Origin of the sequence: Yersinia massiliensis (assembly GCF_003048255.1) — a bacterium.
GTDB lineage: Bacteria > Pseudomonadota > Gammaproteobacteria > Enterobacterales > Enterobacteriaceae > Yersinia > Yersinia massiliensis_A.
The window spans coordinates 4,871,761-4,886,169 of record NZ_CP028487.1; the positions used below are offsets into that span (position 1 = coordinate 4,871,761).

Below are 14,409 nucleotides of genomic sequence, written 5' to 3' on the forward strand. Positions count from 1 at the left end.
CACTATCAGCGGCTAAGCTGTGCATTCTCCCCGTTAGGCTTCGCTGCTTTCAACTTGCGGTTGGGGAACAGACGTGGGCGATTTACGCAACCAAATCCACCATGCCAGCGTCATTAAGGCAACCCATGCCAAACCGACATACATGGCAATGCGAGTCGCGGGGAAATACCCCAGAACGATAATGATGAAAGCCATAAAGAGAATGGTCAGTATAGGGGCGACTGGCCAAAACGGGACAGGGAAAGCAAGCTTGGCGACACTCTCCTTACTCATCTTGCGGCGCATGGCCACTTGCGACACTAAAATCATTAGCCATACCCAAACGGTAGCGAAAGTCGCAATTGAGGCAATAATTAGGAACACATTTTTTGGAATAAGGTAGTTCAGCACCACACCGCATAGCAGCGCAATCGCCATCACTAAGATGGTCATCCAAGGCACGCCATTACGTGTCAGGCGGCTAAAACACTTGGGTGCTAGCCCTTCTTGCGCCATGCCATACATCATACGACCCGCGCCGTAGATATCGCTATTGATCGCTGAGATGGCCGCACTGATCACCACCAGATTTAGAATATTCGCTGCGGAGCTGATCCCTAAACTGCTGAAAATCGCCACAAAAGGACTGCCATTTTGCCCAATGCTATTCCATGGATAGATCGCCATCAGAACAAAGAGCGTTAAAACATAGAATAAAAGAATACGTACTGGCACGGTGTTAATGGCGCGTGGTAATACTTTTTCCGGGTTTTTTGCTTCGCTGGCCGTCACGCCGATAATTTCAATACCACCAAAAGCAAACATAACAACCGCAAACGAGGCAATCACCCCCGTCAGTCCATTGGGCATAAACCCTTGATGCGACCATAGATTACTAACACCAGTGCTCTCATGACCGGCACCAAAACCAAACATCATAATGCCAAACCCAGCAGCGATCATGGCAATAATCGCCGTCACTTTGAGCAGCGATAACCAGAACTCCATCTCACCAAAGACTTTAACTGAGCAGAGATTCAGCGCACCGATAAAGAAGATGATACTCAGCACCCAAACCCACTGTGGGGCATCTGGGAACCACAATCCCATATAGATACCAAATGCAGTGACATCGGCCAGCGCCACGATAATCATCTCAAAGGTATAGGTCCAGCCGGTCAGAAAACCCGCCAGTGGCCCAAGATAACGACTGGCATAATGACCAAATGAACCCGCAACCGGATCATGCACCGCCATTTCACCGAGTGCACGCATCACCATAAATACTGCTGCACCGCCAATCAAATAGGCGAGTAGGACTGCTGGTCCCGCCAAACGAATAGCTTCGGCAGAACCATAAAATAAACCCGTACCAATGGCGGAACCTAATGCCATGAACCGGATATGTCGCGCACTAAGGCCGCGTTTGAGCGTGGATGAATCATTCTTCATGGTACATTCTCGCAAGATTTGTGCCCTTTCAGGCAGAGGTTCAGAGAGGGCGATCCCGCGAACGGGATCACCTATAGGCAAAAAATATTGCTGCTTTTTATTTATTAGAGGCTAGGTAAGACATGCGGAGGCATCAGTTCGTTCATATGACGTTGTGCAATCAACTGGCTTGCTGCTTCAATATCTGGAGCAAAGAAGCGGTCTTTTTCGTAATAGGCTACATGCTGGCGCAATAACTGACGCGCCGGCTCCAGTGCATCCGACGTCTTCAAGCCTTTGCGCAAATCTAATCCCTGACACGCAGCCAGCCATTCAACGGCTAAAATGCCGCGTACATTTTCAGCCATTTCCCATAAGCGTTTACCGGCACGAGGAGCCATAGAAACATGGTCTTCCTGATTGGCTGAAGTCGGAATACTGTCAACACTGGAAGGGAAGGCTAACCCTTTATTCTCGCTGGTGAGTGCAGCTGCGGTGACTTGCGCAATCATAAAGCCAGAGTTGACTCCGCCGTTCTCCACCAAAAATGGCGGTAACTGCGACATATGTTTATCCATCAATAACGAAATACGGCGCTCTGATAATGAACCCATTTCGGCCAACGCCAATGCTAAATTATCCGCTGCCATGGCCACAGGTTCAGCATGGAAGTTACCACCAGAAAGCACATCACCTTGCTCAGCAAATACCAGAGGGTTATCGGATACCGCGTTAGATTCAATAGCCAGCACCTCTGCAGCCTGACGCATTTGGGTTAGGCAAGCACCCATCACCTGAGGCTGACAACGTAGAGAGTATGGATCCTGTACTTTGTCACAATTACGATGAGACTCTGACACTTCACTGCGATCACCTAACAGATGGCGGTAAGTGCTTGCAGCATCAATCTGCCCTCGCTGGCCGCGCACCGCATGAATACGGGCATCAAATGGATTACGGGAGCCTAAGGCGGCTTCAACCGTCAAGCTGCCAAAAACAGACGCGGCAGCATAGAGATCTTCCGCCTCAAATAAGCCACGCAGTGCGTAAGCGGTAGAAACCTGCGTGCCATTAAGCAGCGCTAACCCTTCTTTCGCCGCCAATGTGAGTGGCTGTAGGCCCGCTTTTGCCAGCGCGCTACGGGCATCTAACCATTCGCCTTGATAGCGAGCCTTGCCCTCACCTAATAGCAACAGGCTCATATGGGCCAATGGGGCCAAATCCCCTGACGCTCCCACCGAACCTTTTAATGGAATATGTGGATAAACCTCGGCATTAACCAACGCGATAAGCGCCTGAATGACCTCAAGGCGAATACCCGAAAAGCCGCGAGCCAAGCTATTGATTTTAAGCACCAAAATCAGGCGCACAATGGCATCATCATTGGCCTCTCCGACGCCAGCGGCATGAGAAAGCACGATCGAGCGTTGCAGGTTTTCCAAATCTTCCGTGGCAATACGCGTTGATGCCAACAAACCGAAGCCAGTGTTGATGCCATAGGCGGTGCGTTTCTCGGCTAATATGGCTTGTACACAATCAACACTCTGTTGAATCGGTGCATGCGCACTTTCATCAAGAGAGATCTTCACTGGATGCAGGAAGATATGCCGTAAATCCGCCAGAGTCATTTGGCCTGGGCGCAGTGTCATCGTTTCCATGGTTGGATTGATTCCTGTTTTCATGAACGTTTCCCCTGAGTTGCGGCAACCATTGGCAGATTTAATCCTTGCTCTTGGGCACATTGAATAGCGATATCATAGCCTGCATCGGCATGACGCATGACGCCCGTTGCCGGATCATTATGTAACACCCGAGCGATACGTTCAGCGGCTTCATCGCTACCATCACACACCACCACCATGCCAGAATGTTGAGAGAAGCCCATCCCGACGCCACCACCATGATGCAATGACACCCAAGTCGCACCACTCGCCGTATTGAGCAGTGCATTCAGTAATGGCCAATCAGATACAGCATCAGAGCCATCTTTCATGGCTTCCGTTTCACGGTTAGGACTGGAGACTGATCCAGAGTCCAGATGGTCACGGCCAATCACAATGGGAGCCGACAATTCACCACTGCGCACCATTTCGTTGAAAGCCAAACCTAATTTTGCTCGCTGGCCCAATCCAACCCAACAAATCCGTGCTGGTAGACCTTGGAAACTGATACGTTCGCGGGCCATATCGAGCCAATGATGCAAGTGTTCATCATCAGGGATCAGCTCTTTAACCTTAGCATCCGTCTTATAAATATCTTCTGCGTCACCAGAGAGTGCCGCCCAGCGGAATGGGCCGATACCGCGACAGAATAATGGCCGAATATAGGCAGGGACAAAACCAGGGAAATCAAATGCATGAGTAACACCCATATCCTGTGCCATTTGACGAATATTATTGCCGTAATCGAACGTCGGGATACCCATGTTGTGGAAGGCCAACATCGCTTCGACATGCTCTGCCATCGATGCTTTAGCCGCGTTCACCACCAAGATAGGTTCACTTTGAGCACGCTGACGATACTGTTCCCAACTCCAACCTTTTGGTAAATAACCATTCAATGGGTCATGAGCACTGGTCTGGTCGGTCACCATGTCAGGTCGTACACCACGGCGAACTAATTCCGGTAAAATTTCAGCCGCATTACCGCATAAAGCGATAGAAACGGCTTCACCCGCAGCGGTATATTTTTTGATGCGTGCTAGTGCATCATCCAGATCGGCAGCTTGTTCATCGACATAACGGGTTTTTAAGCGAAAATCGATGCGGCTCTGTTGGCACTCAATATTTAAGGAACAGGCTCCCGCTAACGTTGCTGCCAGCGGCTGTGCCCCCCCCATACCGCCTAACCCTGCAGTAAGCACCCAACGCCCTTTCAGGTCACCACCAAAATGCTGCCGACCCGCTTCGACGAATGTTTCATAGGTACCCTGCACAATGCCTTGGCTACCGATATAGATCCAACTACCCGCGGTCATTTGGCCGTACATCGCCAACCCTTTAGCGTCCAGTTCGTTAAAGTGTTCCCAATTAGCCCAATGAGGGACTAAATTTGAGTTGGCAATCAATACTCTAGGCGCATTACTGTGGGTTTTAAAGACACCGACAGGTTTACCAGACTGGATCAATAAGGTCTCATCGTCATTTAAGTGTGTCAGACTTTCTACAATCTGGTCATAGCACTCCCAATTGCGGGCTGCGCGGCCAATACCGCCGTAAACCACTAATTCTTTAGGATTCTCAGCCACTTCAGGATCAAGGTTATTCATCAACATACGCAACGGGGCTTCTGTAAACCAACTTTTTGCAGTCAGTTTTGTTCCACGAGCGGCTCTAATCTCATTATCACGAAATCTGTTTTGGGCAGTCACGGCAATTTCCTTCAACCAGTTTTTCAGGTGTCGACGACATTACTTCTCTTGAGCTTTTATTAACATATACTCGTATAGACAAGTACAATCAAGCTCAAGGAAAACGCCAATAAAACGGCAGAAACATCAAAATGAAATCAGGGAATAACCTTAATTATTAATTGGTTATAATTGATATCATTTTGAATTAATGTATAGCAGAAGGATTTTTGACGTGTTTTTCTCTATGAAATCAGCATAAAATTGGTGTGTTTTTGCGCACGAAGTCACATATAATTCACATGGATTTTACATTGCGACACCTTTATTGAGTAATACATCGCAGCTAAAACACCGTTCAATATCGCCTAAATCAATATCAAAAACTAATATGTTGATATATCTCACACAAATTAAAGCCGCGATAGAAATTCGTCAAAATACGTATTTTAGCTTGGATAAGAAGATAAGAAGGTCAGTAACTATAGAGGTGAGGTTAATTTCGGTGTCGAAAAAGAGTTGATGATATCTCTCCATTTAAGTCAGACTAAAAACAACCTTAATATATAATGAGTTACATAATAACTGGCACTAAAATGATAAAAGCCCTGACTGTGTTAGCCAGGGCTTTTAAGGTACTACAAATTTAAAATTAAACATTAATCAACTTAATAACGTATTACTTATCTACGTACTGTTTATATCGATGTACATGTTTCTACAGGAATTTTTTGTTTAGTGTTAACTCTCCCTCCAATATTTTAACTGAATGGTAACAATTCCTGCTTAATTCATTTCAGTCATGCCTATGATAAGACAGACTAAATTAGTACATCCCCTCGCGATATATACTCTTGTTACATGGCTTTAACTCTCGTCGCGATATTCTCGATCTCATACTCACGTACACAAATCGCGAACATTACTATTAACAACAAAGCCTTAACTCATCGCGTTATCGTCCACAGAATGCGATTGTAAAGATTTACTGCGTGGCCTTAAAGCATCATCACAATGGTCATTTATAAAAAAACCGCCGTGAATCTCACATAAAAAAGTATTTCGTGACCTTTATCGCATTATTTAAATCGTGCTACATGGACACCGGCTAAATAAAAATTTCGTTACTCATTGCACCGGTGTTAAATTCCAATCTACTTGTTCTACATGAGATGTCAATACTGTTTTTAAGTACATGGTTTTATTATCAGCATGAGAAAATGATAATGTTTTACACCAACTTTAATTGAGTTTTAATTCATTATCTTAGCGTCATAGTTCTCAATCATCCGTGATAGCGTGACTGTAATGCTGGGCTTAACTTAATCTTGTTCAAAGGAAAGTGGCAAACAACTTAGATATGATGTTTTTCTACCTTTAGGCTTATTTGAGTTAATGAGATCTTTGCTAATATCTTTCAGTCATTAAGACTGCCAATATTGTGCGAAGCACCACGACATGATTAACATAATAAGAAAGCAAGTGATTGAGAAGCGTGACAACAAACACAGGCTATCTTAATCAACTCAGTCACGATGACTTATATCGGGTTTTAACGTTTTTTTGAAGTGAGAAGCCCTAATTACAGATTCCCCATACTTTAGTGCCACTAATCCATAAAAACGGTATATCTACCCTCTCGCACACTGAAACAAGCCGCCAGTATCTCTTTTGAGAATTTCCTCAAAAGAGCATAACAACATAAAAAACATCGTGTTTTATTATATTTTTCATGCTTAACTTTCGTTCTATGCCACACTGTTAGAGTAGAAATAACAATTAATATGATTATGACTACTATCTAATGTCAGGTATGCAAAAATTACACATATACTTTATCAGTATCAGTCGGGTGGTCTCGATAGCATCACACGACAGAGGCTAGAATTATCACAAAAAACCAAGTGGGCCAGGGATGAGCTATTTTTAATGACTGGCTAAGGTAACTAAAAGACACATAGATATTTTTTGGGGGATCGCGCATGTTCGAAGACCAAGACACATCGATCCTCAATACCTATTTTGGTACCCACAGTCCTTTTTGGCGACTTGCTTTCGATAGCCAAGCTTTAGAGTTATCAGCAATTAAAGGGACGACTATTATTGCGATTCCTCTCAATTCAGTTCAAACAATGAAAATCCGGAGTTTAACCGGTATTACCGCCAGTTTAGATGTCGAAATTAAGATTTACGGACACCCGCTTCACTTACACCTCGTTGGCCGCAAAATTAATGACAAAGAATGGGGAGGGACGGCATCTGCTTATGCTGATACCGAGTCTGTCGCACGCGATTTAGTGGTAGGGCTTTCTTTTGCTGAACAGGTCGTTTCTGAAGCAAATTCAGTGATCGTTATTCTTGATAAAGAAGGCTGCGTCCAACGTTTCAATCATCTAAGCGAAGAATATACCGGGAAAAAAGAACAAGATGTAATTGGCAAAAATGTCTATGACTTGTTTATGACCGCTAAAGAAGGGGCATCATCCCGTAAGAATATTGAAGGCTTCTTCCAGCGCGGTGCGTCTTATGAAGTTGAACGTTGGGTCAATACCGTTAAAGGGAAGCGCCTATTCCTATTTCGTAATAAATTTGTTCACAGCGGTAGTGGTAAGAATGAACGTTACCTTATCTGTTCGGGTACAGACATAACAAAAGAGAGACGTGCTCAAGAACGCCTCCGGATTTTAGCGAATACCGATATGATTACGGGTCTTCCTAACCGCCATGCTATTCATGAGCGCATTAATAGCGCGATCCAAACTCGTGGTGAAACTTCGGTCGGTATTATTTATCTCGATCTCGATAACTTTAAAAAAGTAAATGACCATTATGGCCATATGTTTGGTGACAGATTACTTAAAGACGTCTCGCTGGCTATTTTAGGTTGCTTGGGTGAGAACGAAATGCTTGCCCGACTTGGCGGTGATGAGTTTATTGTTCTAGTCGAAAATGCCCGCATGAGTGAGTTAGAAACGACAACACAGCGTATTCTTAATCGCATGAAAGCGCCTTTTAGAGTCGGCTTGATCGAGGTTTATACGGGATGCTCCATTGGCATTGCATTATGTCCAGAGCATGGCGATACGCTGGAAAATATTATTCGCAGTGCAGACACTGCCATGTATACCGCAAAAGAACATGGTAAGCGTACCTACTCAATCTTTTCACAAGAAATGAATAAAAAAGTATCTGAGTATGTTTGGCTAGATACCAATTTGCGTAAAGGCTTAGAACAGCATCAATTACAAGTCTTTTATCAACCCAAAATATCGACTCAAACCGGTAAAGTGCACAGTGTGGAAGCCTTAGTGAGATGGCTCTCACCTGAACGTGGTTTAATCGCCCCTCTGATGTTTATTTCCTATGCGGAAGAATCTGGGTTAATAGGGCCACTGGGTAAATGGGTTCTACAAACCTCAATGCAACAAGCTGTAGATTGGAAAAAGCGGGGAATTAATCTGCGAGTTGCCGTTAATGTCTCTGCTCGGCAATTAATTGATGAGGCAATCGTCACCAGTTTTAGGGAATCACTAGAAGCAAGCAATCTAGAATATAGCTTGGTGGATGTAGAATTAACCGAAAGTTGCTTGATCGATGATGAAGATGCGGCTATCAACATCATGAAACAATTACGTCACTTAGGTGCACAGGTTCATTTGGATGACTTCGGCACCGGTTATTCTTCGCTTTCCCAATTGGCACGTATTCCCATTGATGCCATTAAGTTGGATCAAAGCTTTGTTCGCGACATCGATAATAATCCTATTTCACAATCACTGGTTCGAGCCATTATTGTGGTTGCGGAAGCGCTTAAAATGCGGGTCATTGCCGAAGGGGTGGAGACAAAAGGTGAAGAGATGTTCTTGGATTCGATTGGTATTGATGAAAAACAAGGATTTCTTTACGCCAAACCAATGCTCGCAGATGAACTGGAGCATTGGCTGGTCACGCAACACCCTCACCTTTTACAAGATTAGGTGCCAAAAACTCCTTATATAACAAAAGCTATATTGCTTTCGGCATTGTCGAAGTATGCCTATCTTGTAGCATCACCAATCGCTCAATATAAGCGATATCCTTTGGCTCAATTGAGAATACAGAATCGACCCAATCTTCAGTAATATCCATTAATTCAGAACGTGTTAGCTGTAAAACGCGCTGCCGGACTCGAATCATGGCTCTCATACCATTTAACTTAGGTCTGATTGTGTCTATAAAGGTGCGAGTCGCCAGATACGCATCGCCCGGTTGAAATAACTTATCCACTAACCCTCGGCTTTCATACCATTCAGCAGCATGTGATTCTCCTGTCCAAATCAGTTGTTCAGCCACCCGCATACCCGCTTTTCTCGCGACCAGTGAATATCCTCCCATCCCAGGGAATAGGTTAAAGGCAATTTCAGGAAAGCCCATTCTGGCAGTCGTTTGTGCCAAGACAAAATGATGGGCGAGTGCCGCTTCAAATCCTCCCCCTAGCGCGCTACCTTCAATCATCGCAATCGATACGGCACCAGTATCGAACCCGCGAGAAGCTGCATGGACGCAATCGACACAAGCACGAGCGTAGGCCATGAGTGATTCACGTTTACGGCTTCGAATCATTTGTGCAAAAAAGCTTAAATCGCCTCCCACATTAAACATATTAGGTACGACTGACCCCGTGACCCAAAAGTCGAAGGGCAATTTCGACTCTTTAGCCGCCTGTACTAGCGTCATAATATTTTCAATTAACTCGAGATTAAAACAAGGGCGTGGATGAGCTCGTAGTAGCATCCACATAATATTGCGCTCTTCTTCATAATAAGCCGATATTTGGGATAAATGGCCGGCTTCAGTAAAAGGGCGGCAGCTAGGCAGATTGATCATATTCATATTCCATCCAATGAGTTAGTTGAACACGGAAAGGACTTCTCAAGCCATATCCTCCTTGAGGAACGCTCAAAAGACCGTAGTCACGGCAATCTAAGCTGGCAGTTAAATAGTGAGTCACTCAATGGATAAATGAGGGGAAAGCAGTAAAAAATTAAATAACCGGAATGTTTAGCGCGCAGCTATGCAATACGTAGAATATACCTTTTCGGGAGCGTTGAATTTTAGATGAAAAAAATCTGATATTGCAGATAAAATGCTGACTGAAAATTTATTCCTGACGGATTTTTTTATGTTGCACATTCTGCACTTTCTTCTGGCATTGATAACCATTGCCATACTGGCATTACTGGCGAGCCGCGACCGTAAGAGTATTAGGCTACGCTTTATTTTCCAATTACTGATTATAGAAATTGCACTCGCTTATTTTTTCCTACACTCAGAAAGTGGATTAGGCGCAATCACTTATTTCGCAGGATTATTCGAAGTATTGATGAAATTTGCAGCGGTCGGCACCAGTTTTGTTTTTGGGAATATGAATGAGCAAGGTTTAGCCTTTATATTCTTGAATGTCCTTTGCCCTATTATTTTCATTTCCGCACTGATTGGTATTTTACAACATTTCCATATCTTGCCACTCATCATACGGGTTGTGGGTACACTGCTGTCAAAAGTAAACGGAATGGGCAAACTAGAGTCCTTCAATGCTGTAAGCACCTTGATTCTAGGGCAATCCGAGAATTTCATTGCCTATAAAGGAGTTATTGTTGATATCTCACCACGCAGAATGTACACCATGGCCGCAACAGCGATGTCAACGGTATCTATGTCAATCGTGAGTGCGTATATGACCATGCTCGAGCCAAAATTTGTGGTAACAGCACTTATTTTGAATATGTTTAGTACTTTTATTGTTCTTTCTATCATTAACCCTTATCACCCCAGTGAAGAACCGGAATTAAAACTAAGCAAGCTTCACGAAGATCAAAGTTTTTTTGAAATGTTGGGTGAATATATTCTAGCCGGTTTTAAAATTGCCATGATAATAGCCGCAATGTTAATCGGGTTTATTGCCATCATTTCTGCTATTAATGCTTTATTTAGTAGCCTATTCAACATCAGTTTCCAAGGTGTTCTAGGGTATCTATTTTATCCACTGGCGTTTCTAATTGGCATTCCTGCTCAAGATGCCTTGCAAGCAGGGAGTATTATGGCAACCAAATTGGTCGCCAATGAATTTGTTGCCATGATTGAGTTGAAAAAAGTGGCTGCTGAAATGTCTCCGCGTGGCTTAGGAATTCTTTCGGTGTTTTTAGTCTCTTTTGCCAACTTTGCTTCTATTGGCATTGTGGCGGGAGCCATTAAAGGATTGAATGAACGGCAGGGTAATGTGGTATCACGATTCGGCTTAAAACTCGTTTACGGTTCAACGTTAGTCAGCTTGCTTTCTGCCGCCGTTACAGGGCTTATCCTGTCGTTGTAGCCGTATATTCATACACAGCACCTCGGATAATCAGCCTTTTATCTCTCATTGAATCGCTGTACAACATTGATTCATCAATGATGAGATAAAAGGCCACGCAGTCATACGAAGCTTGTCTTTAAAAATCTACGCATACGCTGTTATCAACGCGCATCACAGACTCTTGCTCAAACTGCTGCTTATAGCGAGAACGCACAGTATCAATATCAGCACTTCTATCATTTTTGTGGATAAGCACCAACGCCTTGCTGCTTTCTTTGGCGACACGCCCGTCATTTCCCAACCACTGCCCCTTGGCATCAATAACGGTCAGCCCCTCTTGGAAACGACTCGTCACATCATTATCAACAAATGACTGCCATTCAGCTGAAGTAATCACAGGACCGTGAGGTCGATTCAGGCCGAAATAGAGTGTCGTTTGTACCATAGGCTCACCGCTGCTACAGACCGATGGCGAAACCCTCGACAGGGTTGTTTTATCATTGGCCGCATTTCCATGGCCCTTATTTTCGAAATCAGTGCGATGAACACAGCCACTTAACAATACGACGATAGCAACCATACCGGTAAACAAACTCACCCGATAGTGATGCCGATGAATATGCATATTCATGTAAAAATCCCACTGAAATAAAAGATAAAAACTACCATCGGATCAGAAACACTGCAATTGGACTCGGTCATCATAATCATGCAGCAGAAGTATTGCGACAAACCCCAAATCGATGCTTTTTTTCACAAGAATAAATAATGATAAATATTAAATTTGAATGTTTTTTATTAATATATATTAAATAGATAATTATTTTATTGATTAGATTATATAATTCGAAAATCATGACTTAGAAAATCTCAGTCGCGATAATCAACCTGAGTGATTATTCTGCAGCCTTTTGCAGCCCTAAAGAAACGTGATCATTATGCTACTCAGCGTTCTCTACATTATTGGTATTACCGCCGAAGCCATGACAGGGGCATTGGCCGCAGGTCGCCGCCAAATGGATATGTTTGGCGTCATTATTATCGCATCCGCTACGGCAATCGGCGGCGGTTCAGTTAGAGATATGCTGCTAGGACATTACCCGTTGGGCTGGGTAAAAAACCCTGAATACATTGTCATCGTGGCTATCGCTGCCATTGTGACAACGTGGATGGCGCCATTAATGAAGCACTTGCGTCATTTATTTCTCGTACTAGATGCCATTGGGCTCATTGTTTTTTCTATTATTGGTGCACAAATTGCTCTCGATATGGGTCATAGCACCATTATTGCGGCCATCGCTGCGGTCATTACGGGTGTTTTTGGTGGTGTCCTACGTGACATGTTTTGCAACTGCATTCCACTGGTTTTCCAGAAGGAAATCTATGCCGGCATCTCATTTGCTGCCGCGTGGATCTACATCGCCTTGCAATACACGCCGCTATCTCATAACTGGGTTATTATCATCACCCTCATTACTGGGTTAAGCGCACGATTGTTAGCATTAAGATTCCGTCTAGGTCTGCCCGTGTTCAAATATGAGCACTCAGATCACTAAAGCAAACCCTGTTTACTCTTCGGGCGAAAAACCTGTAATGCGTTGTTGCGATAGCATATCTGCCATTGTTTGTATCTCAGGATGACGTAAGAAGTGCTCAATTTGTGTTGCTCGCACCGACCCAATACCTGAAATTAATCGCCACTCAGCAAGCGTCTTGCGCTGCAACGCTTGCCAGTGAGTAACTCCGGGTTCGATCTGTGGGAAACCCAGTGCTTGTAACCACTGGGCAAAGGGTTTCAGCTTTGCATTCTGAAATTGCAGATAAATGTTCTCCGCTCGCTCGCGACTGACCCCGGGAATAGCCGCAATTTGGTCTGCAGTCAGTGATAGCCACCCGACTAAATCGTTGACATGCCCAGAGCGGATAAGCGATTGCCACAGCCCACCACTGATATTGCGCATATCCAACCCTTTCGAGCCACTGAGCCATATCAGGCGAGATAAAAATTGTGGCTCACACTCGGGAGGCAAATGGTGAAAACAACTCAATGGATGAAACTTGTCTTGATCAGGAGGTATGATGACGTGCCGCTGGTTAACCCGCCAGATTACGTTATCCAACCGTGGAATGCCCTGCCCCGCTAGAGCGAGCGTGACTTGATCACCGATGGTGATATTCCACTGCCGCCAACGTGCAATAGAGCCAATGTTCACTCGCCGTACCCATTTATCATCAATTTTTACCGGTGAGACCTGTAGAACGGCCGTGATTTTGCCGGTGCGCCCAATCGTAAATTGTATGTCTTTTACTTCAGAGATTTGCTGCTGTGGTGGGTATTTCCACGCAATAGACCATCCCCCCGGTACTGCCTGCCAATAGCGTCCTAAGGGTTCATCCTCTTGTCGAATGACAATACCGTCGGTGGCAAAAGGTAAGGGCATGCGATACCAACGTTCCCGCCACTGAGCAACATCCTCAGTTGAAGTAACCGGCTTGCTGTATTCAGCAGTCAAAGAGAAGCCCATTTCCTGTAATCGCGTTGCTTTCTCTATCATGCTTTTGGGCCCATCTGGCCATGCCCAAATAAAAATACCAAGCTTAGGCAGTAAGGGAGATGACGATTTGCGCATCAGTGCCCCCGCAACGGAAGATCGGGCATTGAGACCGCCATGCTGGGCTTGGTTATGCCCATCCATCTGTAGAAATAACTCCCCTTGCAGGGTCAGTAAAGGGGGAGCTGTTGCAATGAATTGAGGAATGGCTGAAATAAAAAGGGCTTTGTCAGTCCAGTTTTGGCCTTGTCGACCATTCCCACGACTTAAAAGTTGTGCCAATTTTCCGTTTCGGTAAACCAGTGTGACAGCAACGCCATCAATTTTAGGCTGTACCCAGAGATTTTCTCGACGCTGCATCCAGTCAGCCAGAGCGGTTTCATCTTTAAGTTTCTTTAATCCGGTGTGGGCAACAGGATGAGAAAATACGCCGAAGCCAAGTATCCGTGGATTCTCTGTATCTTCAGACTGACGATGACATTGTCGCCATCCTTGTAACTTATCCTGCAATTGATCGTAGATGTCATCCGCTATCAGGCTAACGCCCTGTTGATGGTAAGCCACATCCCATTTATCCAGCTGTTGCTTAAGAGAACTCACTTCAAGAGACATTCTTTCTACCGACCACGCTGGGCAGTGAGATAACGCACTACTGCTCCAACTGATAAAACTCACCATTAAAAAACTCAGTATTGGTAGATTCGACATATGTATTGGCACCTTTCCTTGGAGACCGGCAGTAAAACCTAAATCTTTTACCTCGT

General features: G+C 44.6%; 9 protein-coding genes. 3 read left to right on the top strand and 6 right to left on the bottom strand.

Annotated features, from left to right (window positions below):
- Positions 1–33: 33 nt before the first annotated feature.
- The 3 genes from DA391_RS22650 to hutU all read right to left on the bottom strand — a co-directional run bounded on the left by DA391_RS22650 (position 34) and on the right by hutU (position 4,780).
- On the bottom strand, positions 34–1,431 hold the full coding sequence (locus tag DA391_RS22650; RefSeq protein WP_050082747.1) for an amino acid permease: 1,398 nt from the start codon (positions 1,429–1,431) through the stop codon (positions 34–36).
- Between the two features lie 104 nt (positions 1,432–1,535).
- Positions 1,536–3,068, bottom strand: a complete 1,533-nt coding sequence (hutH, locus tag DA391_RS22655; RefSeq protein ID WP_050082829.1) for a histidine ammonia-lyase — start codon at positions 3,066–3,068, stop codon at positions 1,536–1,538.
- A gap of 20 nt (positions 3,069–3,088) precedes the next feature.
- A complete protein-coding gene (hutU, locus tag DA391_RS22660; RefSeq protein ID WP_050286696.1) occupies positions 3,089–4,780 on the bottom strand; it encodes a urocanate hydratase in 1,692 nt (563 codons plus the stop codon).
- A gap of 1,961 nt (positions 4,781–6,741) precedes the next feature.
- Here hutU and pdeR point away from each other — a divergent pair.
- Positions 6,742–8,736, top strand: coding sequence for a cyclic di-GMP phosphodiesterase (gene pdeR, locus DA391_RS22665; protein ID WP_050082745.1), 1,995 nt, complete (start codon positions 6,742–6,744; stop codon positions 8,734–8,736).
- Positions 8,737–8,764: 28 nt separating this feature from the next.
- On the opposite strand, the gene DA391_RS22670 is transcribed toward pdeR, so the two are convergent.
- Complete coding sequence (locus DA391_RS22670; RefSeq protein WP_049608741.1) at positions 8,765–9,631, bottom strand: crotonase/enoyl-CoA hydratase family protein; 867 nt, start codon at positions 9,629–9,631, stop codon at positions 8,765–8,767.
- A gap of 289 nt (positions 9,632–9,920) precedes the next feature.
- On the opposite strand from DA391_RS22670, the gene DA391_RS22675 reads away from it, so the two are divergent.
- Complete coding sequence (locus tag DA391_RS22675; RefSeq protein WP_057651123.1) at positions 9,921–11,111, top strand: NupC/NupG family nucleoside CNT transporter; 1,191 nt, start codon at positions 9,921–9,923, stop codon at positions 11,109–11,111.
- 118 nt (positions 11,112–11,229) lie between these two features.
- Here DA391_RS22675 and DA391_RS22680 read toward each other — a convergent pair whose 3' ends face one another.
- Positions 11,230–11,724 (bottom strand): DUF3574 domain-containing protein, encoded by a 495-nt coding sequence (locus DA391_RS22680; protein WP_108088222.1) that lies wholly within the window; start codon positions 11,722–11,724, stop codon positions 11,230–11,232.
- 307 nt (positions 11,725–12,031) lie between these two features.
- Between DA391_RS22680 and DA391_RS22685 the strand changes: the two genes are divergently transcribed.
- On the top strand, positions 12,032–12,649 hold the full coding sequence (locus DA391_RS22685) for a trimeric intracellular cation channel family protein (protein ID WP_050082742.1): 618 nt from the start codon (positions 12,032–12,034) through the stop codon (positions 12,647–12,649).
- Between the two features lie 12 nt (positions 12,650–12,661).
- Here the strand turns inward: DA391_RS22685 and ligB are convergent, their stop codons facing one another.
- Positions 12,662–14,359 (bottom strand): NAD-dependent DNA ligase LigB, encoded by a 1,698-nt coding sequence (gene ligB / locus DA391_RS22690; RefSeq protein ID WP_167398244.1) that lies wholly within the window; start codon positions 14,357–14,359, stop codon positions 12,662–12,664.
- Between the last annotated feature and the right edge of the window lie 50 nt (positions 14,360–14,409).

What these genes read in the sequence shown, in the direction of transcription:
- DA391_RS22650 (WP_050082747.1), bottom strand. Translation starts at nt 1,431, where the DNA reads ATGAAGAATGATTCATCCACGCTCAAACGCGGCCTTAGTGCGCGACAT.
- hutH (WP_050082829.1), bottom strand. Translation starts at nt 3,068, where the DNA reads ATGGAAACGATGACACTGCGCCCAGGCCAAATGACTCTGGCGGATTTA.
- pdeR (WP_050082745.1), top strand. Translation starts at nt 6,742, where the DNA reads ATGTTCGAAGACCAAGACACATCGATCCTCAATACCTATTTTGGTACC.
- DA391_RS22670 (WP_049608741.1), bottom strand. Translation starts at nt 9,631, where the DNA reads ATGAATATGATCAATCTGCCTAGCTGCCGCCCTTTTACTGAAGCCGGC.
- DA391_RS22675 (WP_057651123.1), top strand. Translation starts at nt 9,921, where the DNA reads ATGTTGCACATTCTGCACTTTCTTCTGGCATTGATAACCATTGCCATA.
- DA391_RS22680 (WP_108088222.1), bottom strand. Translation starts at nt 11,724, where the DNA reads ATGAATATGCATATTCATCGGCATCACTATCGGGTGAGTTTGTTTACC.
- DA391_RS22685 (WP_050082742.1), top strand. Translation starts at nt 12,032, where the DNA reads ATGCTACTCAGCGTTCTCTACATTATTGGTATTACCGCCGAAGCCATG.